Raw genomic sequence first — 24,081 nt, 5'->3', positions numbered from 1 at the left:
ACCGGCCGCGCGGGGCACGGCCGGTACACGGACGGGAGTGGTGCGGACTACAGCCCGACGCCAGCCGGTGTGGCTACAGCCCGACGTGCTGGCGGAACCGGGCGATCGCCGCGAACTCCTGCACGTCGAGGGATGCCCCGCCGACGAGGGCGCCGTCGATGTCGGGCTCACGGAGGAACCCGGCGATGTTGCCGGACTTTACCGAACCGCCGTACAGGACGCGCGTGTCGGCAGCGGCCTGGTCGCCCCAGGCAGCAGCGATGCCGCGACGGATCGCGGCGCACTCGTCCTGCGCCTGCTCGGCGGTGGCCGCCTGGCCGGAACCGATCGCCCAGACGGGCTCGTAGGCGACGACGATGTCGGACGGCTGCACGGCGTCGAGCACGACGCGGAGCTGCTCGACCGGCACGACGCCGGCGCCGCGCTGTTCGCGCTGCTCACCGGTCTCGCCGACGCAGACGACCGGCACGAGGCCGTGCTTAACGGCCGCGGCGGTCTTGGCCGCGACGACCTCGTCGGTCTCACCGTGCAGCGTGCGCCGCTCGGAGTGTCCGACGATGACGTACTGCGCGTCGAGCGCCGACAGGAACGCGCCGGAGACGTCGCCGGTGTAGGCACCGGAGTCGTACTGCGACAGGTCCTGCGCACCGAAGTGGATCGGCAGCTTGTCGGCCGAGATGAGCGTCTGCACGCTCCGCAAGTCGGTGAAGGGCGGGAACACCGCGACCTCGACGTCGTCGAAGTCGTGGCGGGCGTCCTTCAGGGTCCACGCGAGCTTCTGGACCGTGGCGATGGCCTGGAGGTGGTCCAGGTTCATCTTCCAGTTGCCGGCGATCAACGGCGTGCGGGTCATGCGGACCACCCCAGTGCTTCGAGACCGGGAAGCGACTTGCCCTCGAGGAACTCGAGGCTCGCACCGCCACCGGTCGAGATGTGCCCGAACTGGTCGTCCGAGAAGCCGAGCGAGCGGACCGCAGCGGCGGAGTCGCCACCGCCAACGACACCGAGGCCGTCGACCTCGGTCAGGGCCTTGGCGACGGTCTTCGTGCCGGCGGCGAAGGCCGGGAACTCGAACACGCCCATCGGACCGTTCCAGAACACCGTCTTCGAACCGGACACCGCCGACGCGAACCGCGCCGCCGTCTCCGGGCCGATGTCGAGGCCGATGCCGTCAGTGCCGAACGACGACGACTCGATCGCGTCGGCCGCCACCGTCTCGTGCGCCGCGTCGGCGGAGAACCCGGAGGCCACCACGACGTCGGTCGGCAGGTCGATCGTCACGCCGAGCTCCTTCGCCCGCGAGAGGTACTCGCGGACGACGTCGAGCTGTTCGGCTTCGAGCAGCGACTTCGCCACTCCGTGGCCCTGGGCCGCGAGGAAGGTGAAGAGCATGCCGCCGCCGATGCACAGCGTGTCGACCTTGGGCAGGATGTGGTCGATGACGCCGAGCTTGTCGCTGACCTTCGAGCCACCGAGCACGACCGTGTACGGCCGTTCCGGCGAGGAGGTCAGGCGCTCGAGCACCCGCAGTTCGGTCTCGATGAGCGAACCGGCTGCGCTGGGCAGCGCGGACGCGAGTTCGTAGACCGAGGCCTGCTTGCGGTGCACGACACCGAAGCCGTCGGAGACGAAGGCGTCACCGAGTGCCGCGATGCGGTCCGCGAACGCGGAGCGCGCGGCAGCGTCCTTCGAGGTCTCCTCCGGGTTGAACCGGAGGTTCTCGAGCAGCAGGACGTCGCCGTCCTCGAGGGCCCCGGCGGCTGCGGTCGCCTCGTCGCCGACGGTCTCGCCGACGAACGTGACCTCTTTGCCGAGCAGCTCGGAGAGCCGCTGGCCGACCGGCGCGAGCGAGAACTCCGGCTTGGGTTCCCCGTCGGGGCGGCCCAGGTGGGAGATCACGATGACGCGCGCGCCGGCGGTGATGAGGGTGTTGAGGGTCGTCAGGGACGCCCGCACGCGGCCGTCGTCCGTGATGGTGCCGTCCTTGAGCGGGACGTTCAGGTCACAACGGACGACGACGCGCTTGCCGGCAAGGTCGCCGAGGTCCTCGAGGGTGCGGAGGGCCATGTGTTACAGACGCTCGCCGACGTACTCGGTCAGGTCGACGAGACGGTTCGAGTAGCCCCACTCGTTGTCGTACCACGAGGTGATCTTCACGAGACCGCCGATGACCTTGGTCAGGCCGGAGTCGTAGATCGAGGAGTGCGGGTCCGTCGTGATGTCGGTCGACACCAGCGGGTCCTCGCTGTAGAGCAGGATGCCCTTGAGCGGGCCCTCTGCGGCCTCCTTGTACGCGGCGTTGATCTCGTCGACGGTGACCTCGGACTTGGTCTCGAGGGTGAGGTCGGTGATCGAGCCGGTCGGGACCGGGACGCGGAGCGCGAAGCCGTCGAGCTTGCCAGCGAGCTCCGGCATGACCTGGCCGATGGCCTTGGCGGCACCGGTCGAGGTCGGGACGATGTTCAGCGCGGCCGCACGGGCACGACGGGGGTCCTTGTGCGGGCCGTCCTGCAGGTTCTGGTCGGCGGTGTAGGCGTGGATCGTGGTCATGAGGCCACGCTCGATCCCGAACTTGTCGTTGAACACCTTGGCGAGCGGCGCGAGGCTGTTCGTGGTGCAGGACGCGTTCGAGATGATGTTGTGGTTCGCCGGGTCGTACTGGTCCTCGTTCACGCCGAGGACGATGGTGACGTCGTCACCGGTGGCCGGGGCGGAGATGATGACCTTCTTGGCGCCCGCGTCGATGTGCTTCTGCGCATCGGCGGCCTTGGTGAAGAAGCCGGTCGACTCGATGACGATGTCGACGCCCAGCTCGCCCCAGGGGAGGTTGGCGGGGTCGCGCTCCGCGAGGACCTTGATGGCCTTGCCGTCGACGACGATGTTGTCGCCGTCGAGCTCGACGGAGACGCCGAGACGACCCGTGATGGAGTCGAACTTCAGCAGGTTCGCCAGCGCGGCGTTGTCGGTGAGGTCGTTCACCGCCACGATCTCGAGGTCGGAGCCCTTCGCGAGGGCGGCCCGGAAGAAGTTGCGGCCGATACGGCCGAAGCCGTTGATACCGATCTTGACGGTCAATGGATCTCCTGGTGGGTGTGGAGCGCCCGAGGGGCGCTGCTTTCGGAGGGCGCTGGCCCTGTCGGGCCCGCGTGTGGTGGACGATACGCCCCGTAACGTCGCCGTAACGACCCTAGCAGTCGGACCCTGCCAGGCAGTGCGGTGTGACGGTCCGTCCGGACGGTCGTCCGCAACGTCCGGAACGACGTCGGTGCGGCCCGTGGGCGCCCCCACAGAACGGACGGGAGGCGCGGTGCCAGCTGGCACCGCGCCTCCCGTCACGCAGGTCGGACGACCCGTCTCAGACGCCCTCGAGCTCCTCGGGGACGCTCGCTTCCGTCCCGGGGATGCCGAGGTCGGACGCGCGCTTGTCGGCCATGGCGAGGAGTCGGCGGATGCGACCGGCGATGGCGTCCTTCGTCATGGGCGGGTCGGCGTGCTGGCCGAGCTCGTCGAGCGACGCGTCGCGGTGCTGCAGGCGCAGCGCGCCGGCGTACTGCAGGTGGTCGGGGACCTCGTCGCCGAGGATCTCGAGCGCGCGCTCGACGCGGGCGCAGGCGGCGACGGCGGCCTGCGCCGAACGGCGGAGGTTGGCGTCGTCGAAGTTGACGAGGCGGTTCGCGGTCGCACGGACCTCGCGACGCTGCCGCATCTCCTCCCAGTCGGCGGTGGTGCGGGCGGCGCCCATCACCGTGAGCATCTGGCCGATGGCCTCGCCGTCGCGGATGACGACGCGGTGGACGCCACGGACCTCGCGGCCCTTCGCGGCGACGCCGAGACGCGACGCGGCGCCGACGAGGGCCATGGCGGCCTCGTTGCCGGGGCACGTGACCTCGAGCGCTGCGGCCCGGCCCGGGTCGGTCAGGGTGCCGGAGGCGAGGAACGCACCGCGCCAGATCGCGGCGAGGTCCTCGCGGTTGCCCGTGGTGAGCCGGTTCGGCAGCCCGCGGACGGGGCGACGACGGGCGTCCATCAGACCGGTCTGGCGTGCGAGGGTCTCCCCCGCCTCGAGCACGCGGACCAGGTAGCGGGTGCCACGACGGGACGATGCGGACGAGCCCACCGACGCCTCGCTGCGGACGCCGTACAGCTCGGCGAGGTCCTTGCGGACCCGGTGCACGATGATCCGGGTGTCGAGCTCCACCTCGACCGCGATGCGGCCCGAGATGACGTGCAGGCCACCCGCGAACCGGAGGATCGTGGCCAGTTCGGCGGCGCGGACCGTGTTGCGGTTCACGGCGACCCTGGCCAGTTCGTCCTTGACCTCGGCAGTCAACGGCACAGCATCATTCCTAACGTTCATCTGGTGGTCCCGCGATTCCGGCGGCACGTACGTGGGGAGCGGCCGGAGGGACGGTCACTCCCGGCCGAGATCTCGGTTCTTCACACGCACGGCGACGCCAGGCATCCCGCGGAGGAGGTTCGCCAACTCGGCGACGATGGCGACCGAGCGGTGCTTCCCGCCGGTACAGCCGATGGCGATCGTAGCGTGTCTTTTGTTCTCGCGCTGGTACCCCTCGAGCACCGGCTCGAGCACGGAGACGTACCGATCGACGAACGGACGGGCTCCGGCCTGGGCCAGGACGTAGTCCGAGACGGGCTGGTCGAGGCCCGTGTGGGCCCGGAGTTCCGGGACCCAGTAGGGGTTCGGCAGGAACCGGACGTCGGCCACCATGTCGGCATCGGCGGGCAGTCCGTACTTGAACCCGAAGCTCATGAGCGTCACCTGAACACCCACGAAGTGATCGTCGGCGAACTGCTCGGTGACGGTGTTCGCGAGCTGGTGGATGTTCAGGTCCGAGGTGTCGATCACCATGTCGGATGCCTCGCGCAGACCAGCCAACCGTGTCCGCTCGCGCGCGATGCCGTCGAGCAGGGTGTCCTCGCCCTGGAGCGGGTGGGGTCGTCGGACCTGCTCGAAGCGCCGCACCAGGACGGCGTCGGTGGCTTCCAGGAACAGCACCCGGACCCGTGCGGACGTGGTCGACCGCACCTGTTCGACCGCGTGCTCCGGGTCCGTGAAGAACCGTCCGCCGCGGACGTCGACGACCGTGGCGATCTTCGGGATCTTCTCGCCGGCGCGGTCGGCCAGCTCGGTGAGCGGTGCCAGCATCTGCGTCGGCAGGTTGTCGACGACGTACCAGCCGAGGTCTTCGAGGGCCTTGCCGACCGTCGAACGCCCGGCCCCGGACATGCCGGTGACGATGAGGATGTCGTGCTGCGACGCGTGCGCGGTCGCTGTGGCGCTGTCGGTCATCTGGGAGTGGGCTCCGTCGTGGCGGCCCGGGCGCGTCGCCCGGGGAGGTCTCGGCTGCGGGACCAGGGTATCGCCCGACAGGTGTCGGGAGGCACGGGATGCGTCACGTGGGCAGCTGCGGACCGTCGTGGGTCACGTCGGGGACCCGCACCGGGCCTCCTGGGAGCGGCGCAGCGTCCGCAGGATCCGTGGGGTCCGCGGGGTCCGTCTCGGCGTCCGGCGCGCTCGTCGGGCTCGCCGTACTGGTGGCCGGCGCGCTCGTCGGGGTCTGCTGCAGCTTCGTGACGACCGCCGCGGCGGTCGCCGGACCGACACCGTTGACCTCGCTGATCTCGTCGGCCGTGGCCTCGCGCAGCCGTGCCACGGATCCGAAGTGCTTGAGCAGCGCGTTCACCCGCGACGGCCCGAGCCCGGGGATCTCGGACAGCCGGGACCGCACGTCGCGCTTGCGGCGGGTGCGTTGGTGCGTGATCGCGAACCGGTGCGCCTCGTCGCGGATGCGCTGGATGAGGAAGAGCGCCTCGGAGTTGCGCGGCATGATCACCGGGAAGTCGTCGTCGGGCAGCCAGAGCTCCTCGAGACGCTTCGCGATGCCGACCAACGCGATGTCGTGCACCCCGGCCTCGTCCAGGGCGCGCTTGGCGGCCTGCACCTGGGGTTGTCCACCGTCGACGATGAGCAGTTGCGGGCGGTAGGCGAACCGCTTCGAGGGCTTGGAGCCCTCGACCACCTCGGCGCTCGTCACGTCGGGGACGTCCGGCAGGTCGGCGTCCTCGTCGAGGCGCGCCAGCCGCCGGGTGAGCACCTGGTACATGCTGTCGGTGTCGTCGGTGGTCTCGGCGATCGTGTAGCGGCGGTACTGGTCCTTGCGGGGCAGGCCGTCCTCGAACACCACCATCGACGCCACGACGTTCGTGCCCTGCAGGTGCGAGATGTCGTAGCACTCCATGCGGAGCGGGGCCTCGGTCATGCCGAGGGCGTCCTGGATGTCGGCGAGGGCCGCGGAGCGCGTCGTGTAGTCGGCCGACCGCTTCGTCTTGTAGAGCATCAGCGCCTGGGCGGCGTTCTGCGCGGCCGTGCGGGCCAGGCCGGCACGGTCACCGCGCTGCGCGGTGCTGAGCTTCGTGCCGCGGCCACCCCGCCGTTCGCTGAGCCACTGCTGCAGCGCGTCGGCGTCCTCGGGCAGGGTCGGCACCACGACCTCGCGCGGGGGTTCCTCGGCGACGGCCGCTGGCGTGAGCTCGTTGTCGGCGTAGACGCCCTGCACGATCTGCTCGACCAGGTCACCGGTCGAGATGTCGAGCTCCTTGTCGACGACCCACCCGCGGACACCGCGGATGCGCCCGCCACGAACCGAGAACAGCTGGACGGCGGCGGCGAGTTCGTCCTCGGCGATGCCGAACAGGTCGAGGTCCACCGAGTCGCGGAGCACCACGGCGGACTTCTCGAGCACCGCCTCGAGCGCCTCGACCTGGTCGCGGAACTTCGCGGCCTGTTCGTACTGCATCGCATCGGCCGATGCGCCCATGCGCTGGCGCAGCTCGGTGATCACCCGGCGGTCGTAGCTGTTCATGAACCGCACGAACTCCTCGACGAGCGCACGGTGCTCCTCGATGGTGACGCGCTGCGAGCAGGGACCGCCGCACTTGCCGATCTGCCCGGGGAAGCAGGGCTTGCCCGTCTGCATCGCGCGCTTGTACGACGAGTCCGAGCAGGTGCGGATCGGGAACACCTTGATCATCAGGTCGATGGTGTCGTGCACCGCCCAGATCTTCGGGTACGGCCCGAAGTACTTCGCACCCTTGATCTTCCGGTTCCGCGTGACCATCACACGTGGGGCCTCGTCCGCCATGGTGATCGCCATGTACGGGTACGACTTGTCGTCGCGGAACTTGACGTTGAAGGGCGGGTCGAACTCCTTGATCCAGGTGTACTCGAGCTGCAGTGCCTCGATCTCGGAGCCGACCGTCGTCCACTCGACGCTGCGGGCCGTCAGCACCATCCGCCGGGTGCGTTCGTGCAGCGTCGGCAGCGGCGCGAAGTAGTTGCTCAGCCGGGCGCGGAGGTTCTTCGCCTTGCCGACGTAGAGCACCCGGCCGGCCTCGTCACGCCAGCGGTAGACGCCCGGGTCGGTCGGGATCTCCCCCGCCTTCGGGCGCCACGGGACGGTGTCCGCCACCTACCGTGCACCCGCCTTCTGCTTGGTCGACTTCTTCGGTCGGCTCGCCGTGCGGGCCTCCACCGCCTGCTGCTTGCCGACCCGGGCGTCCTGTGCGTCGAAGATCTCCCGCAGGAAGACGCCCGTGAAGCTCTCCGGCACGTCGGCCACGTGCTCAGGGGTGCCGGTCGCGAGCACCGTACCGCCGCCGGCGCCACCCTCTGGGCCCATGTCGATGACCCAGTCGGCCGACTTGATCACGTCGAGGTTGTGCTCGATCGTGATGACGGTGTTGCCCTTGTCGACCAGGCTCTGCAGCACGATGAGCAGCTTGCGGACGTCCTCGAAGTGCAGACCCGTCGTCGGCTCGTCGAGCACGTAGACGGTCCGGCCGTTCGAGCGGCGCTGCAGCTCGGTGGCGAGCTTGACGCGCTGTGCCTCGCCGCCGGAGAGCGTGGTCGCGCTCTGGCCGAGACGGACGTACCCGAGGCCCACGTCGACGAGCGTCGCCATGTACCGGTGGATCGCGGAGATCGGCTCGAAGAACTCGGCCGCCTCGCTGATCGGCATGTCCAGGACCTCGGAGATGCTCTTGCCCTTGTAGTGGACCTGGAGCGTCTCGCGGTTGTACCGCGCGCCGCCGCAGACCTCGCACGCGACGTAGACGTCGGGCAGGAAGTTCATCTCGATCTTGATCGTGCCGTCGCCGGAGCAGTTCTCGCACCGGCCGCCCTTGACGTTGAAGCTGAACCGACCGGGCTGGTAGCCACGGGTCTTCGCCTCGGGTGTCTCGGCGAACAGCTGACGGATCCGGTCGAACACGCCCGTGTAGGTCGCCGGGTTCGACCGCGGCGTGCGGCCGATCGGGGCCTGGTCGACGTGCACGACCTTGTCCAGCTGGTCGAGGCCCTTGACGCGGGTGTGCTTGCCGGCGATGTGCCGGGCGCCGTTGAGCTGGTTCGCGAGCACCTTGTACAGGATGTCGTTGACCAGGGTGGACTTGCCCGACCCGCTCACGCCGGTGACCGCGGTGAACACCCCGAGCGGGAAGTCGGCGTCGATCGTCTTGAGGTTGTTCGCCCGCGCGCCCTGCACGCTGATGGTGCGCTTCAGGTTGACCTTGCGACGCTCGGCCGGGACCTCGATCGCACGACGGCCAGCGAGGTAGTCCCCCGTCACCGACTCGCGGTTCGCGATGATGCCCTCGTACGAGCCCGAGTGCACGACGTTGCCGCCGTTGACGCCGGCCCCGGGGCCGATGTCGACGACCCAGTCGGCCGTGCGGATGGTGTCCTCGTCGTGCTCGACGACGATCAGGGTGTTGCCGAGGTCCTTGAGCTTGACCAGGGTGTCGATGAGGCGGCGGTTGTCGCGCTGGTGCAGCCCGATGCTCGGCTCGTCGAGCACGTACAGCACCCCGGTCAGGCCGGAGCCGATCTGCGTCGCGAGACGGATGCGCTGTGCTTCGCCACCGGAGAGCCCGCCGGCGCCGCGCGCCAGGGTCAGGTAGTTCAGCCCGACCTCGAGCAGGAACTCGAGGCGCGCCCGGATCTCGCGCAGGACCGCCGCGGCGATGTGCGCTTCGCGGTCGGTGAGCGTCAGGGTGTCCATGAACGCGTACGCGTTGTCGAGGGACATGTCGGTGACGTCGGCGATGCTGCGGCCGTCGACCGTGACCGCCAGGACCTCGGGCTTGAGGCGCGTGCCCTCGCACACCGGGCACGGGACCTCGCGCAGGTAGCCCTGGAAGCGCTGGCGCTGCGAGTCCGACTCGGCCTCGGCGAACTTGCGCTCGATGTAGGGCATGACGCCCTCGAACCCGCTGGTGTAGCGCATCTCGCGGCCGAACCGGTTGCGCCAGGACACCGACACCTGGAAGTCCTTGCCCGTCAAGATCGCGGCCTGCACCGAGGCGTCGAGCTGGCTCCACGGGGTGTCGAGCGTGAACCCGAGGTCCTTGCCGAGGCCGGCGAGGAGCTTCTCGAAGTACGAGTACAGCCCGCTCGCGCCGGTCCAGGGCAGCAGGACGCCGTCGCGCAGCGAGGCATCGGGGTCGCCGAGCACCAGGTCCGGGTCCACCGACATGCGCGTGCCGAGCCCGGAGCACTCCGGGCAGGCGCCGAACGGCGCGTTGAACGAGAACGTGCGGGGCTCGATCTCGGTCAGCGCGAGCGGGTGGTTGTTCGGGCACGACAGGTTCTCGGAGTAGGTGCGCACCGCACCGGGACCGTCGTGGTCGACCAGGTCGATGCCGACCGTGCCACCGGTCAGGCGCAGTGCCGTCTCGAGTGAGTCGGTGAGCCGACCGAGGATGTCCTCGTTCGACACGAGACGATCGACGATCACCGAGATGTCGTGCTTGACCTGCTTCTTGAGCTTCGGCGGGTCGCTGAGCTGAATGCGCTCACCGTCGACGATCGCGCGGGCGTAGCCGGACGCCGCGAGTTCCTGGAAGAGGTCGACGAACTCGCCCTTCTTCTTGGAGATGACCGGGGCGAGCACCTGGAAGCGCGTGCCGGACTCGAACTCCATGAGCTGGTCGGCGATCTGCTGCACGGTCTGCTTGCTGATGACCTCGCCGCACGTCGGGCAGTGCGGCACCCCGATGCGCGCCCAGAGCAGACGCATGTAGTCGTAGACCTCGGTGATCGTGCCCACCGTCGACCGCGGGTTCCGGTTCGTCGACTTCTGGTCGATCGACACCGCGGGCGACAGCCCTTCGATGAAGTCGACGTCGGGCCGGTCGACCTGGCCGAGGAACTGCCTGGCGTACGCGGACAGGGACTCGACGTAGCGTCGCTGGCCCTCGGCGAAGATCGTGTCGAAGGCCAGTGACGACTTGCCGGATCCGGACAGGCCGGTGAACACCACGAGGGAGTCACGGGGGATCTCGAGGTCGACGTTCCGGAGGTTGTGCACCCGGGCCCCGCGGACGCTGAGCGTCGAGGAGCCGGTCGGGACGGTCACGCCGGGGAGGTGGGGGTCGGTCGGCTCGCCGAAGGCGTTCCGGCCCGAGGTCGCGGTGCCGCGGTCAGAGGTGATTGTCATCGCCGTCGATTCTACGAAAGGGGTCCGACATCCGCCCGCGAGTCGGTGGTCAGCCGAGTGCGTCGAGAGCGAACGCGACCCCGGAACGACGCTCGCTGGCCGTCCAGAGCCGAGCGGCGGCGGTCCGGTCGTGGGCGCGCGGCTCGGCACGGACCACGGCTGCGGGTCCGCGCAGCTGCATCCACCCGGCCGGGCCCCAGTACTCCCCCGAGCGCACGTCCGCGGCGACCGCAGCGTGCACGAGGGGTTCGGCACCGGCGTCCTTGCCCTGGGCGTACAGACGCTGCGCCGGCCGGGTCCACGCGGGTTCCGGGCGTGACGGTGCGACGTCCGGGCGCTCCGGCGAGAGCGCGTCGAGCGACAGTCCGGGGTGCGCGACCACGCTGGCGACGGACGAGCCCGCATCCGCCAACCGCTGGGCGAGTTCGAAGCCGAACAGCATCACCGCGAGCTTGCTGCGGCCGTACTGCCGGTAGCTGGAGTAGTGGCCGACGCGGAACGGGTCGCCCGTGTCGAGGCTGGCCCACCGGTGTGCGATCGACCCGAGGTGCACGACGCGACCGCCACGCTGTTCGAGCAGCGGCATCGTCAGCGCCGTCCAGGCGAAGTGCCCCAGGTGGTTCGTGCCGATCTGCAGCTCGGTGCCCTGTGCGGTGGTGCTCGGGGTCGAGGCCCCGACGACGCCGGCGTTGTTCACGATCGCGTCGACGCCGTCCGGTTCGAGGGCCGCGAGCTCGTCAGCGGCGGCACGGACGGAGTCGAGGTCGGCGAGGTCGAGGTGCACGTGCGCCAACGACGCTCCGTCCACGTGCCGCCGGATGCTCTGTTCCGCTGCTGCTGCGCGACCGCGGTCGCGGGTGGCGAGCACGACCCGGTGCCCCGACGCGGCGAGCTGCTCGGCCGCGTGGTACCCGAGGCCCGCGCTCGCCCCGGTGACGACGACCGTGCGGCGATCTTCAGCTGACATGCCCGGCCGACTCCATCTGCCGCAGCGCCTTCTTCAGGTCCTGCACCTCGTCGCGGAGTCGCGCGGCGAGCTCGAACTTCAGCTCGGCCGCGGCCTGCAGCATCTGGTCGTTGAGGTCGCCGATCGTCGCCTCGAGCTGGGTCGCGCCCTCGCCCGCGATGCCGCCGCGCTTCAGGTTGGGCGTGGGCGAGCGGCGACCGTCGGCGCCGGGACGACCCTGCAGCAGCGCCTTGGTGTCGTCGTTCTCGCGCTGCAGCACCTCGGTGATGTCGGCGATCTTCTTGCGGAGCGGCTGCGGGTCGATGCCGCGTTCCAGGTTGTACGCGACCTGCTTCTCGCGACGACGATCGGTCTCCTCGATCGCGGTCTTCATCGAGTCGGTCATCTTGTCGGCGTACATGAGCACCTGGCCCGACACGTTGCGGGCCGCGCGACCGATCGTCTGGATGAGCGACGTGGACGACCGCAGGAAGCCTTCCTTGTCGGCGTCGAGGATGGCCACCAGGGACACCTCGGGCAGGTCGAGGCCTTCTCGAAGCAAGTTGATGCCGACGAGCACGTCGTAGACGCCCTGTCGCAGTTCGGTCAGGAGCTCGACGCGCTTGAGCGTGTCGACGTCGGAGTGCAGGTACCGCACCCGCACACCGGCGTTGCCGAGGAAGTCGGTCAGCTCTTCCGCCATGCGCTTCGTCAGGGTCGTGACGAGCACGCGCTCGTCCTTGTCGACGCGCTGCTTGATCTCCTCGAGCAGGTCGTCGATCTGGCCGTCGCTCGGCTTCACGACGATCTCGGGATCGACGAGGCCGGTCGGGCGGATGATCTGCTCGACGACGCTGTCCGTGATGCCGAGCTCGTACCGACCGGGCGTCGCCGACAGGAAGACCTTCTGCCCGACGCGGTCGAGGAACTCCTCGAACCGCAGCGGACGGTTGTCGAGCGCGCTCGGCAGCCGGAACCCGTGGTCGACGAGGGTGCGCTTGCGCGAGGCGTCGCCTTCGTACATCGCGCCGATCTGCGGCACGGTGACGTGCGACTCGTCGATGACGATGAGGAAGTCGTCGGGGAAGTAGTCGATGAGGCAGTGCGGTGCCTCGCCCGCGACGCGGCCGTCCATGTGCCGCGAGTAGTTCTCGATGCCCGAGCAGAAGCCGATCTGCTCCATCATCTCGATGTCGAACGTGGTGCGCATGCGGAGCCGCTGGGCCTCGAGCAGCTTGCCCTGTCCCTCGAGCTCGGCCAGGCGCTCGGCGAGCTCCGCCTTGATGTCGACGATGGCGCGGTGCATGACGTCGGTGTCGGCGACGTAGTGCGACGCCGGGAAGATCGACACGGCGGGCAGGTCGTTGATCACGTTGCCGGTCAGCGGGTGCAGGGACGAGAGCGCTTCGACCTCGTCGCCGAACATCTCGATCCGGATGGCGTGCTCTTCGTACATCGGGATGATCTCGATGGTGTCGCCGCGCACGCGGAAGGTGCCGCGGGCGAAGTCGACGTCGTTGCGCTGGTACTGCATCGAGACGAACTTGCGCACGAGCTGGTCGCGCGAGATCGTCTGCCCGACGTGCAGTGCCACCGAGGCGTTCATGTACTGCTCGGGCGTGCCGAGGCCGTAGATGCAGGACACCGTCGACACCACGACGACGTCGCGCCGGCTGAGCAGCGAGTTGGTCGTCGAGTGCCGGAGCCGCTCGACCTCGGCGTTGACCGAGGAGTCCTTCTCGATGAAGGTGTCCGTCTGCGGGACGTACGCCTCGGGCTGGTAGTAGTCGTAGTACGACACGAAGTACTCGACCGCGTTGTTCGGCATCAGACTGCGGAACTCGTTCGCCAACTGCGCGGCGAGGGTCTTGTTGTGCGCGAGCACGAGCGTCGGCCGCTGCACCTGCTCGATGAGCCACGCGGTCGTCGCCGACTTGCCCGTACCGGTCGCACCGAGCAGCACGACGTCGGTCTCACCGGCGTTGATGCGCCCGGCGAGCTCGGCGATGGCCGCTGGCTGGTCGCCACTCGGCGTGTACTCGCTGATGACCTCGAACGGACGTACCGCTCGGGTCGGTTCGATCGCAACACCCATGGCATCAACGGTAGTCGGCACCCCTGACACCAGCGCCCCTGCTCGCCCTGGGCGTATCGTCCTCGCCAAGCAGCCTCCAAGTCCGCTGATAACCAGCGGGCATAGCGTCCGGTCCGTTCAGCAACCCGATCGCTCCGCACGTCCCCGACGAGCCAGCACGAGCCACACCCGAAGAGGCCCCATGACGACGGCGACCCCCGCCGCACCGACGAAGGGCACCCCGTTCCGCGGTCGCATCCGCGGACGAGTGCTCCTCCTGCTCTGCTGCATGTACGCGATCTCGTACATCGACCGGACGAACATCTCGACGGCGCTGCCGCACATCACCGAGGAGTTCGGCTTCAACGAGGCCACTGCGGGCCTGATCGTGTCCGCGTTCTCGCTGCCCTACGCGCTGCTGCAGGTCTTCGGCGGCACGATCAGCGAGAAGTTCGGACCGCGCAAGGCCCTCTTCGTCATCACCGTCGTGTGGGGCGTCGCGACGCTCTGGACCGGCTTCGCCGTCGGCTTCTGGACCCTCTTCGCGGCCCGAGCGCTCCTCGGGCTCAGCGAGGCCGCGGCGTTCCCGACCGCGACCCAGGCCATGACCCGCTGGATCCCCCGCGACCGCAACGGCTTCGCGCAGGGCGTGGTGCACTCCGCGGCCCGGCTCGGCAACGCGCTGGCCCCGTTGCTCGTCGCCTGGGTGATCGGTTCGACGGGCAGCTGGCGGTGGGCGTTCTTCGCCACGGCGGTCCTCTCCTTCGCCTGGGGCATCGTCTGGTTCGTCTGGTTCCGCGACAAGCCCGAGTCCACGAAGGGCATCACGCAGGTCGAGATCGACGAGCTCCCGCCCGTCGAGACGCGTGCGACCCGTCCGCCGGTGCCGTGGCGGCAGATGGCGCGGCAGATCCTGCCGGTGACCTTCGTCGACTTCGGCTACGGCTGGACCCTCTGGGTGTTCCTCACGTGGCTGCCGACGTTCCTCAGCTCGACCTACGGGCTCGAGATCGGCGACTTCGCGCTGTTCACCACGCTCATCCTGCTCGCCGGCGTCGTCGGCGACACGGTCGGCGGCATGCTCAGCGACCGGATCATCCACCGCGGCGGCAACACCCGGAACGCCCGCCGGACCGTCCTGGTGATCGGACTCGGCGGGTCGCTCGTCTGCCTCATCCCGCTCGTCATCGGGCAGGGCCTGCTCGTCGCGACGATCTCGCTCGCGCTGTCGTTCTTCTTCCTGGAGCTCTGCAACGCGAACCTCTGGGCGATCCCGATGGACGTCGCCCCGCAGTGGTCCGGCACCGCGTCCGGCTTCATGAACACCGGCTTCGGCATCGCCGGCGTGGTCTCCCCCATCGTCTTCGGGCTGCTCATCGACGCGTCCGGCTGGCAGCTGCCGTTCGCCCTGTCGTGCGTGCTGCTCGGCGCCGCGGCGGTCGTCGCGTGGTTCATGAAGCCGCAGCGGCTCACGTCGACGAACGGCGTCCTCGAGGTCGGCACCCCCGCCGCCGAGCAGCGCACCGTCTGACCCGCGACGCGCGCTGTCAGCGGCACGCCGTGCCGAATCGGGCGTACCTGGTCGAGAGGAACGACCAGGTACGCCCGATTCCCCTGTCCGCAACGGAACCCGCGGGCGTGCGCGCGGCTCTGCTGGTCCCCGACCGCCGGACGGGAGGCCCGGGTCCAGGCCGACCCGCGCCTCCCGTCCGCCGCGCAGCGCGTCCACCGCCGCGACGCGCATCCGCCGCCGCGCACAGCGAGCAGGAACGGGCGTACCTGGTCGGAAGAACCGACCAGGTACGCCCGGAACGGACAGGTCAGCGCTGCGGGCTGCGCGCCCGACGCTGGGCGCGGGACGCGAGCGACGGCCGGCCGGTGAGCGGCACGCTCAGCGGGGTCCACCGGAACGCCTCGGTGACCGCCACGGACAACACCACCACCAGCAGGTACGTGACGAGCGTCAGCCACGGCCGCGGCACCACGGCCTCGAGCCAGCTGTCGCCGTACAGCAGGATCCAGATGAGGAACGGGTGGCTCAGGAAGATCCCGAACGACCGGTCCGAGGCGTAGTCGACGAAGCGCGCGACCGGGCTGCCGGGGCGCCGACGATCCGCCCAGCGCGCACCGATCGCCAGGAAGCCGACGAAGACCGCGGTGCTCCACACGGCCTCGATCGGTTGCAGCGGCGTGCCGGCGGCGTAGAGCGACTGGCCGAGGGCGACCTGGAGCGCCCAGACGCCGAGCGTCAGCGCACCGACGCCGGCGAAGGCCCAGAGCACGGCCCGGCGGTGCACCCGGATGAACCGGAGGAACGCGTCGGCGTGGTCGGCGGCGATCGCCCCGGAGACGATGAAGAACACGTACGAGAAGAAGAACTGCTTCTGGTACCCGTGCAGCCAGGCGTCGCTCGCCGGGAAGTACTTGTACCCGGCGAACACGACGAGCTGCACCACCAGCGCCACGACGAGCGTCGTGACGTGGTGCCCGCGGGTCTTCCGGACCAGCCACACGATGACCGGCAACAGCAGGTACACCTGCATGGTCACGAGCAGGAAGTACAGGTGGTACCAGGACGAGCCGGTGACGATGCCCTCGGCGAGGGTGCGCACCAGGTCGGGCACGTCGCCCCGACGGGTGCTGCTGAGGAGCCAGCTCGAGCCGACGTACACGAACGACCACGCCAGGTACGGCACCCCGACGAGCAGGAACCGCTTCGGCCAGAACTGCGCCATCGGCCGCGGTCGCAGCGTGTAGCTGTAGACGAGCACGAACGCCGTCAGCGAGAAGAAGACGAGCCGGGTGAAGTGCAGCAGGGCGAGCAGCGCGTTCAGGCCGACGTCGTCGGAGGCGGCGGTGTGGCTGGTGGTGTGCACGCCGATGACGCAGGCGAAGGTCAGGATCCGGAGGACGTCGACCTCGTACAGGTGGCGTGGCTTGCCCGCCGCGGTGCGGGTCGGGGTCTGGACCTGCGGCTGCGGCTGGGCCTGTGGCTGCGGCTGCACGCCGGTCACGACGGCTGCGCCATCGTCCGCACCTTCGCTCGCTGCACCTTGCCGGTGGGCGCACGCGGCAGGTCGGGGACCACGATGATCTCCACGGGGCGGCGGAAGCGGGTCAGGTGGGCCTCGGCGCGCGCGGTCAGGTCGGCGACGAGCGCAGCGGCGTCCGCTGCGTCCGCTGCGTCCTGCTGCAGGATCACGTACGCCACCGGGACGGCCCCGAGCACGTCGTCCGGCCGCCCGACCACCACGGCTTCGAGCACCCGGGGATCGCCGAGCAGGACGTCCTCGACCTCGGAGGGGTAGACCTTCTCGCCGCCACGGTTGATGACGTCGTCGGAGCGTCCGGCGAGCGAGACCCAGCCGTCCGCAGCGACGGACCCCACATCTCCCGTGCTCAGCCAGCCGTCGGCGTCGAAGCGGTCGGGAGCGCGCCCGAACAGGTAGCGCCCGACGATCCCCGGGCCGCGCACCCACAGCGCACCGACCTCGTCGGCGGGCAGGGCTGCGCCGTCCTCGTCGCGTGCCTGCACCTCGGACCCGACGGGCACGCCGACGGTCCCGGGGCGAGCAGGCGCGTCCAGCGGTGTCGCGGTGATCTGCGACGCACCTTCGGTCATCCCCCAGCTCACGACGAGCGGGACGTCACCGAGTGCCGTGCGCACCGGGTCCGGCAGCGGTGCCGAAGCGCTCCGGACGAACCGGAGGCCCTCCGGGAAGTCCAACGGCCCGGTCTTCGCGAGCACGGCGAGGATCGCCGGCACCGCGTTCAGCCAGGTGATGCGCCGCTCGGCGAGCAGTTCCCAGAACCCGGTCCGCCGGAAGCGCACGTCGAGCACGAGCGTCGCCCCGGCGACGAGCGTCGCCAGTAGGCCGACGACCTCGGCGTTGACGTGGAACAGCGGCAGCGAGTTGAACCCGCGGTCGCGGCCGGTCAACCCGTTGTGCCGCGCGACCGCCCGCGCGACGAACAGCAGCTGCGACTCCGGCAGCTCGACGCCCTTCGGAGCGCCGGTCGACCCGGAGGTGAAGAGCACCACGGACCCCTCGCCCGGTGCGTCCGGGCTCTGCGTGGGCACGTCACCGTCACGGACGGCGGCCGGGAGGAACGTGGCCGCGTCGATCCCGCTGGCGGGCACTCCGGGGACGGTCCCGTCCACGGCGCGGTCCGACACCACGATCGAGGCCCCGCCGATCAGGTCTGCGAGACGGCCCGGCTCGGTCGCCGGCTGTCCGGTGTCCACCGGGACGGCACGGCGCCCGGTCGCCACGGCGGTCAGGTGCACCACGGCGAACGCGAGGGGATCGCCGACGTCGACGAGGACGGCTCCGGAGGCGGGGACGCCGATCGCGTCGAACGTCGCGGACCAGGCGGTCACGGCGTCCTCGAGCGCTCGGTAGGTCAGGACGCGCGCGGAACGGGCGTCCTCCAGGTAGGGGCGCTCGGGGCTCTCCACCGCGCGGTCGCGGATGAGCGAGCGCAGGTCGGGTTCTCCGTCGACGGGCTGCACCAGCAGAGGTTATTGCGCGAGCCTATGAGCCGTCAGAGGGGAACCGGTGCAGCATCCACTGCCAGAGCGCGGTCATCCGCGGGTCCCCGTCCGGTCCGAGCGGCGTGGAGTCCTTGATGATGAACGAGTGCGCCTTCCCCCGGCCCCGGACGTCGGTCAGGATCGCGTGCGGGTCCGCGCCGGCGAGCGGAGGATCGGTGTCCGTCCGGAAGGGGCCGTCGACGCCGTCGAGCCCGAGCACCCGCCACGACCCGGTGATCCGCGGGCCGAAGGTGTCGCGGACGTCGTCGACGGCGTACATGCGGGCGACGGGGGTCTTGCCGGGGCGGTTCATCCACGCCGCGTGCGACGGACCCCGTGACTCGACGGGCGACGAGAACATCAGTGCCCCACGGACGGACCGGATGTGGGCGATGTACGCCGCCTCGCCGCCGCCCTGGGAGTGCCCGGCCACGACGATGTCCTGCCAGGCGATGTCGTCGTCGCCCTGCACGAAGCGGCCCCACCCGCCGTCGGGGTCGTGGTCGTCGAGGTAGGCCACCGCGTCACGGAAGCGCGACACGATCGACCCGGCGGGCGTCACCGAACTGAACTCGGACTGACGGGTGCCGTCGAACCGGTTGCGCTGCACCATGCCGTAGCAGCGGGCGTCGGCCTCGCACGTGCCGGACAGGGTGCGACCGAGGTTCCAGTAGTCCAGCCCGAGCACGTGGTACCCGTCGGCCAGCGCCTGCCCGAGGAACCGCTGGTAGTCCGCCGGGCGGGACCTCGTCGCGGGCAGGAACAGCAGCAGGGGGCCGTCGGCCGAGGTGCGGGCGGCGAAGTCGTCGCGGTTCGGGGTGAGTCGCTCGCCGTTGACGGTCCCGAGCCGGAAGCGGTGGAACTCCCCCTCGGGTCCGCGCTCATCGCCCGATGGCGGCGCGGCGGCGTGCGAGCGGTCGATCGTCGGGACGCGTCCGTCGTCCTCGATGCGCTGCGCACCGAGCAGGTTCGCCGCGACCAGCGCTCCGCCGCCGATCGCGACGAGGACGATCGCGGCGAGGACGAGAAGCAGCCGGTGCTTCACGAGGTGATCCGCGACCACACCTCGTCGGCCGACCGGATCGTCTGGTCGAGTGTGCCCGTCGCGTCGACGACGTGGTCGGCGAGGGCGAGTCGGTCGGCGTCGCTCGCCTGTGCGGCGACTCGGCGCTCGGCCTCGTCGCGGGCCATCGCACGGTGTTCGACCAGCCGCTCGATGCGCTGCGCGGCGGGGGCGTCGACGACCACGACCGCATCGAACCGGAGCGGGCGGGATCCGCGGGCCTCGGCGAGCAGCGGCACGTCGTACACGACGACGGCGTCCGGGTCGGCGGCCTCGGCCGCGTCGAATGCACGCTGGGCGAGCCGCCAGACCTCGGGGTGGGTGATCGCCTCGAGGTCCTTGCGTGCCGCCGGGTCGGAGAACACGATCGCGCCGAGCGCGGGACGGTCGAGCGAGCCGTCGGCCGCGATCACCGAGGAGCCGAACCGCTCGGCGACCTGCGCGAGCCCGGGGCTGCCCGGTGCGACGGCGTCCCGTGCCAGCCGGTCGGCGTCGACGACGATGCCGCCGTGCTCCGCCCACCGCTTGGAGACCGTCGACTTGCCCGCGGCGATGCCGCCCGTGAGACCGATGATGCGCACTGCGACAGGCTAACGACCCGCAGCGTGGAAACGCCGGAAGCCCGGCACCCCCTGGGGGATGCCGGGCTTCCGGTCAGTGCGACTCGCTCGATCAGTTGGTCGAGCTGAGCTTCTCGCGGAGCGCCGCCAGCGAAGCGTCGTCGGCGAGGGGGCTGGCGCCACCGGTCTCGCTCGAGAACGACGACGAAGAGGAAGCGGACGACGTCGAAGCGCCGGCCGGGAGGTCGAAGCCACCCTTTTCCTCGTCGGCGATGGTCTTCGCGACCTGCGCCTTGTGGGCTTCCCAACGACCCTGGGCGGCCGCGTACTGGCCCTCCCACTCGGTGCGCTGGGTGTCGTAGCCCTCGAGCCACTCGTTCGTCTCCGGGTCGAAGCCGTCCGGGTACTTGTAGTCACCCTTGTCGTCGTACTCGGTCGGCATGCCGTAGAGCGCCGGGTCGAACTCGGTGCCCTCGGGGTCCACGCCCTCGTTCGCCTGCTTGAGGCTGAGCGAGATGCGGCGACGGTCGAGGTCGATGTCGATGATCTTGACGAAGACCTCGTCGTTGACCGAGACGACCTGCTCGGCGAGCTCGACGTGCTTGTTCGAGAGCTCGGAGATGTGCACCAGGCCCTCGATGCCGTCGGCAACGCGGACGAAGGCACCGAACGGGACGAGCTTCGTGACCTTGCCCGGTGCGATCTGACCGATCGCGTGGGTGCGGGCGAAGACCTGCCACGGGTCCTCCTGCGTCGCCTTGAGCGAGAGCGACACGCGCTCACGGTCCAGGTCGACCTCGAGGATCTCGACGGTGACTTCCTGACCGACCTCGACGACCTCGCTGGCGTGCTCGATGTGCTTCCAGCTGAGCTCGGAGACGTGGACGAGACCGTCGACGCCGCCGAGGTCCACGAACGCACCGAAGTTGACGATCGAGGACACGATGCCCTTGCGGACCTGGCCCTTGTGCAGGTTGTTGAGGAACGTGGTCCGGGACTCGGACTGCGTCTGCTCGAGGAGCGCACGGCGCGACAGGACCACGTTGTTGCGGTTCTTGTCGAGCTCGAGGATCTTCGCCTCGATCTCCTGGCCGAGGTACGGCGTGAGGTCGCGGACGCGACGGAGCTCGATGAGCGAGGCGGGGAGGAAGCCGCGGAGACCGATGTCGACGATCAGGCCACCCTTGACGACCTCGATGACCGTGCCGGTCACGACGCCGTCGGACTCCTTGATCTTCTCGACGTCGCCCCATGCGCGCTCGTACTGCGCACGCTTCTTGGACAGGATGAGGCGGCCTTCCTTGTCCTCCTTCTGGAGGACCAGGGCCTCGACCTCGTCGCCGACCTTGACGACCTCGTTGGGGTCGACGTCGTGCTTGATCGAGAGCTCGCGCGAGGGGATGACGCCCTCGGTCTTGTAACCGACGTCGAGGAGGACCTCGTCGCGGTCGATCTTCACGACGGTGCCGGAGATGAGATCACCGTCGTTGAAGAACTTCAGGGTCTTCTCGACCTCGGCCAGGAAGTCATCAGCCGAACCGATGTCGTTGATGGCGACCTGCTTAGGAGCCTTGGTCGTAGTGGTTGTCATGTAGAGATTGCTCCGAACGGACATGAGTCGGGCCGTGGCGTGCGGGGAGTCGAGACCCCCGGGGTGCTCCGCCGTGGCGATTGATTGAGTGGCGCGGATTGCGCCGCACAAGTCTAACCGCACCGGCGGAGCCCCCACAACCGGGCGTGTCACCCGCGCGTCAGCCGAGCAGCGCGCTCCGCAGCGTGTCGAGACCGATGCTGCCGAGGGCGAGCGCACGACGGTGGAACGACTTCAGGTCGAAGTCGGCGCCTTCGCGGGCGGCGACCTCGTCGCGGATCGACTCCCACACGCGCTGGCCCACCTTGTACGACGGCGCCTGTCCGGGCCACCCGAAGTACCGCGCGACCTCGAACTGCACGAACGCGTCGTCCATGTTCACGTTCTCGCGCATGAAGTCGAGGGCGTACTCCCACGTCCAGCCGCCGCCGTCCGGGTTGGTCTTCTGCAGGTGCACGCCGATGTCGAGCACCACGCGCGCGGCACGCATGCGCTGGCCGTCGAGCATGCCCAGCCGGTCGCCGTCGTCGTCGAGGAACCCGAGCTGCTCCATCAGGCGCTCGGCGTAGAGCGCCCAGCCCTCGACGTGCCCGGACGAGCCGGACAGCTGGCGGCGCCACGTGTTCAGCTCGCCGCGGTTGTAGACGCCCTGGCTGATCTGCAGGTGGTGCCCGGGGACGCCCTCGTGGTAGACCGTCGTCTTCTCGCGCCAGGTGCCGAACTCGGTGACGCCCTCGGGCACCGACCACCACATCCGGCCCGCGCGCGAGAAGTCGTCGGACGGCCCGCTGTAGTAGATCCCGCCCTCTTGCGTCGGGGCGATGCGGCACTCCAGCCGGCGGATCGGGTCCGGGATGTCGAAGTACGTGCCGGCCATCGCCGCGACGGAGGCGTCGCTCGTCTCCTGCATCCAGCGCTGCAGGGCGTCCGTGCCGTGCAGGATCCGCGACGGGTCGGTGTCGAGCACCTCGATCGCCCGGGCCACGCTCGCACCCGGCTCGATCCGGTCCGCGATCCGCTCCTGCTCGTCACGCATGCGGGCGAGTTCCTCGAGGCCCCACTCGTACGTCTCGTCGAGGTCGACGACGGCACCGAGGAACCGGCGGGAGTGCAGCTCGTAGGCCTCGCGCCCGACGGCGTCGACCGGGGTGGCGAGCGGCAGCAGCTCGTGCTCGAGGAACTGCCCGAGGCTCCGGTACGCAGCCGACGCGACCTCGGCCCCGCGGGTCAGCTCGGCACGGAGCGAGTCCGGCACGGGAGAGCCGTCGTCGAACGCCGCACCCTCGGCGAGCCGGCGGAAGAAGCCGTCCTCGGCACCGTTGCGGGCGGCCTGCTCCGCGACCAGGGCGACCTGCCGCTTCGCCGGGGTCACGTCCTCGCGCGTGCCCTCGAGCAGGGTCTCGCGGATGCCCTCGAGCGCGTCCGGCAACGCGTGCAGTCTGCTGGCGACGTCGTGCCAGTCCGACTCGGTCGCCGTCGGCATCAGGTCGATGATCTCGCGGACCGACTGGGCCGGGCTCGCGATCACGTTGAGGTCGCGGAGGTGCAGCTTCCGCGCGTACGACTCCTGCACCAGGTCGAGTTCGGCGCCGAGGTCCGCCTTCGTGACCTCGTCGACGGGGTCCACCGCGGCCGCGACGTCGAGCGTGCGCTTCGCGGCCCGTGCCGCGTCGGCCAGGGCGGCCGCGCCCGCGGGCGAGGTGTCGCCGTACTCCCCCGTGCGACCCGGCACACCGATGTACGTGGCCGTCGTCGGGTCGAGGTCGACGAGGGTGGCGACCCATCCCTCGGCCACGTGGTCGACGGCGGTCTGCTGGCGGACGGGACGCTCTTCGCTCATGCTCCGACCCTACCGACCGGCTCGGACGACGGACAGCGGTCCTAGGATCGTGACCACCGGTACCGTCCGGTCAGAGGAAAGGATGTTGCATGTCCGAACACGATGGTCGCTGGACCGAGGGCACGCCCTGCTGGTCCGACCTGGGTGTGCCCGACGTGGACGCGGCCCGCACCTTCTACACCGACGTGTTCGGGTGGCACGTCGAGGACGGCCCCGCCGAGGCCGGTGGGTACGTCACGGCGCTCCTCGGTGGCCGCCCGGTCGCCGGGATCGGTCCGCTCACGGGCGAGGGACAGCCACCGAGCTGGACGGCGTACCTCGCCACCGACGACGTCGATGCCATCACCGCTCGCGTCACCACCGCAGACGGCAGCGTCCTGACACCCGCGTTCGACGTGCTCGATGCCGGTCGGATGGCGATCGCCGCAGACCCGACGGGTGCGGTCGTGGGACTCTGGCAGGCAGGGGCGCACGACGGCTCCGGTCGGGTCAACGAGCCCGGTGCTCCGTGCTGGGCCGAGGTGCACACGCGCGACGCCGAGGCGGCGAAGGCCTTCTACACGGCCCTGTTCGGCTGGTCGTACGAAGTGTTCGGCGATCCGTCGGAGCCCTACGCCTCGGCGAAGCTGCCCGGCGCCACTGCGGACGCTGACCCGGTCGCCGGCGTCTTCGCGCCACCAGGCGGACTGCCGGAGGGCGTCCCGGCGTACTGGTTGACGTGGTTCGGCTCGGACGACACCGACGCGACCGTCGACGCGGCCGTCCAGCGGGGTGGGACCGCCCTGATGGAGCCGTTCGACAGCCCGTTCGGGCGCTCGGCGATCGTGCTCGGCCCCCAGGGCGAGGTGTTCGGCGTCGTCGCGATGCCGGCCTGAGGTCCCGGCCACGAACGGACGGGAGGCCCGGTGCCAGCTGGCACCGGGCCTCCCGTCCGTCCTGTGGTCGCGTCGCGACCC

General features: G+C 70.2%; 17 protein-coding genes. 2 read left to right on the top strand and 15 right to left on the bottom strand.

Annotation, left to right across the window (positions count from 1 at the left end; all coding sequences use genetic code 11):
• Positions 1 to 73: 73 nt before the first annotated feature.
• The 9 genes from tpiA to uvrB all read right to left on the bottom strand — a co-directional run bounded on the left by tpiA (position 74) and on the right by uvrB (position 13,546).
• A complete protein-coding gene (tpiA, locus tag EDF23_RS01555; RefSeq protein ID WP_111084168.1) occupies positions 74 to 853 on the bottom strand; it encodes a triose-phosphate isomerase in 780 nt (259 codons plus the stop codon).
• Entirely contained in the window at positions 850 to 2,067 is a 1,218-nt protein-coding gene (locus EDF23_RS01550; RefSeq protein WP_131920119.1) for a phosphoglycerate kinase, read from the bottom strand. The genes tpiA and EDF23_RS01550 overlap by 4 nt, the downstream gene beginning before the upstream one ends.
• 3 nt (positions 2,068 to 2,070) lie before the next feature.
• Positions 2,071 to 3,075 carry a type I glyceraldehyde-3-phosphate dehydrogenase gene (gene gap / locus EDF23_RS01545; RefSeq protein WP_111083958.1) on the bottom strand — a complete coding sequence of 335 codons (1,005 nt, stop codon included), beginning with the start codon at positions 3,073 to 3,075 and terminating at the stop codon, positions 2,071 to 2,073.
• A 280-nt stretch (positions 3,076 to 3,355) separates the two neighbouring features.
• Positions 3,356 to 4,336, bottom strand: coding sequence for a DNA-binding protein WhiA (whiA, locus tag EDF23_RS01540; RefSeq protein ID WP_111083957.1), 981 nt, complete (start codon positions 4,334 to 4,336; stop codon positions 3,356 to 3,358).
• A gap of 75 nt (positions 4,337 to 4,411) precedes the next feature.
• Positions 4,412 to 5,311, bottom strand: a complete 900-nt coding sequence (gene rapZ / locus EDF23_RS01535; protein WP_111083956.1) for an RNase adapter RapZ — start codon at positions 5,309 to 5,311, stop codon at positions 4,412 to 4,414.
• Positions 5,312 to 5,414: 103 nt separating this feature from the next.
• Positions 5,415 to 7,490: an excinuclease ABC subunit UvrC gene (uvrC, locus tag EDF23_RS01530; RefSeq protein ID WP_131920117.1), complete on the bottom strand. Its 2,076-nt coding sequence runs from the start codon at positions 7,488 to 7,490 to the stop codon at positions 5,415 to 5,417.
• On the bottom strand, positions 7,491 to 10,517 hold the full coding sequence (uvrA, locus tag EDF23_RS01525; protein ID WP_243648774.1) for an excinuclease ABC subunit UvrA: 3,027 nt from the start codon (positions 10,515 to 10,517) through the stop codon (positions 7,491 to 7,493).
• Between the two features lie 49 nt (positions 10,518 to 10,566).
• Positions 10,567 to 11,484, bottom strand: a complete 918-nt coding sequence (locus EDF23_RS01520) for an SDR family NAD(P)-dependent oxidoreductase (RefSeq protein ID WP_131920115.1) — start codon at positions 11,482 to 11,484, stop codon at positions 10,567 to 10,569.
• Positions 11,474 to 13,546, bottom strand: a complete 2,073-nt coding sequence (uvrB, locus tag EDF23_RS01515) for an excinuclease ABC subunit UvrB (RefSeq protein WP_111084166.1) — start codon at positions 13,544 to 13,546, stop codon at positions 11,474 to 11,476. Before uvrB ends, EDF23_RS01520 begins: the two co-directional genes overlap by 11 nt.
• 193 nt (positions 13,547 to 13,739) lie before the next feature.
• Between uvrB and EDF23_RS01510 the strand changes: the two genes are divergently transcribed.
• Positions 13,740 to 15,068 carry an MFS transporter gene (locus EDF23_RS01510; RefSeq protein WP_131920113.1) on the top strand — a complete coding sequence of 443 codons (1,329 nt, stop codon included), beginning with the start codon at positions 13,740 to 13,742 and terminating at the stop codon, positions 15,066 to 15,068.
• A gap of 289 nt (positions 15,069 to 15,357) precedes the next feature.
• On the opposite strand, the gene EDF23_RS01505 is transcribed toward EDF23_RS01510, so the two are convergent.
• The 6 genes from EDF23_RS01505 to EDF23_RS01480 all read right to left on the bottom strand — a co-directional run bounded on the left by EDF23_RS01505 (position 15,358) and on the right by EDF23_RS01480 (position 23,125).
• Positions 15,358 to 16,551 (bottom strand): acyltransferase, encoded by a 1,194-nt coding sequence (locus EDF23_RS01505; RefSeq protein WP_131920111.1) that lies wholly within the window; start codon positions 16,549 to 16,551, stop codon positions 15,358 to 15,360.
• Positions 16,548 to 18,050 (bottom strand): AMP-binding protein, encoded by a 1,503-nt coding sequence (locus EDF23_RS01500; RefSeq protein ID WP_131920110.1) that lies wholly within the window; start codon positions 18,048 to 18,050, stop codon positions 16,548 to 16,550. Before EDF23_RS01500 ends, EDF23_RS01505 begins: the two co-directional genes overlap by 4 nt.
• A 22-nt stretch (positions 18,051 to 18,072) precedes the next feature.
• Positions 18,073 to 19,116 carry a hypothetical protein gene (locus EDF23_RS01495; protein ID WP_131920108.1) on the bottom strand — a complete coding sequence of 348 codons (1,044 nt, stop codon included), beginning with the start codon at positions 19,114 to 19,116 and terminating at the stop codon, positions 18,073 to 18,075.
• Positions 19,113 to 19,715 carry a dephospho-CoA kinase gene (gene coaE, locus EDF23_RS01490; protein WP_131920106.1) on the bottom strand — a complete coding sequence of 201 codons (603 nt, stop codon included), beginning with the start codon at positions 19,713 to 19,715 and terminating at the stop codon, positions 19,113 to 19,115. The genes EDF23_RS01495 and coaE overlap by 4 nt, the downstream gene beginning before the upstream one ends.
• A 91-nt stretch (positions 19,716 to 19,806) precedes the next feature.
• The gene (gene rpsA / locus EDF23_RS01485; protein WP_111083948.1) at positions 19,807 to 21,285 is read right to left on the bottom strand and encodes a 30S ribosomal protein S1; all 1,479 of its coding nucleotides are present in this window, start codon (positions 21,283 to 21,285) and stop codon (positions 19,807 to 19,809) included.
• A gap of 160 nt (positions 21,286 to 21,445) precedes the next feature.
• Positions 21,446 to 23,125, bottom strand: coding sequence for a DUF885 domain-containing protein (locus tag EDF23_RS01480; protein WP_131920104.1), 1,680 nt, complete (start codon positions 23,123 to 23,125; stop codon positions 21,446 to 21,448).
• A gap of 89 nt (positions 23,126 to 23,214) precedes the next feature.
• Here EDF23_RS01480 and EDF23_RS01475 point away from each other — a divergent pair, with 89 nt between their 5' ends.
• Positions 23,215 to 24,000: a VOC family protein gene (locus tag EDF23_RS01475; RefSeq protein WP_131920102.1), complete on the top strand. Its 786-nt coding sequence runs from the start codon at positions 23,215 to 23,217 to the stop codon at positions 23,998 to 24,000.
• Positions 24,001 to 24,081: the final 81 nt, after the last annotated feature.

Source organism: Curtobacterium sp. PhB128 (assembly GCF_004340725.1).
Classification (GTDB): Bacteria; Actinomycetota; Actinomycetes; order Actinomycetales; family Microbacteriaceae; genus Curtobacterium.
Note: the sequence above shows the minus strand (reverse complement) of the source record. Positions and strands in the feature narration are given on the sequence as shown.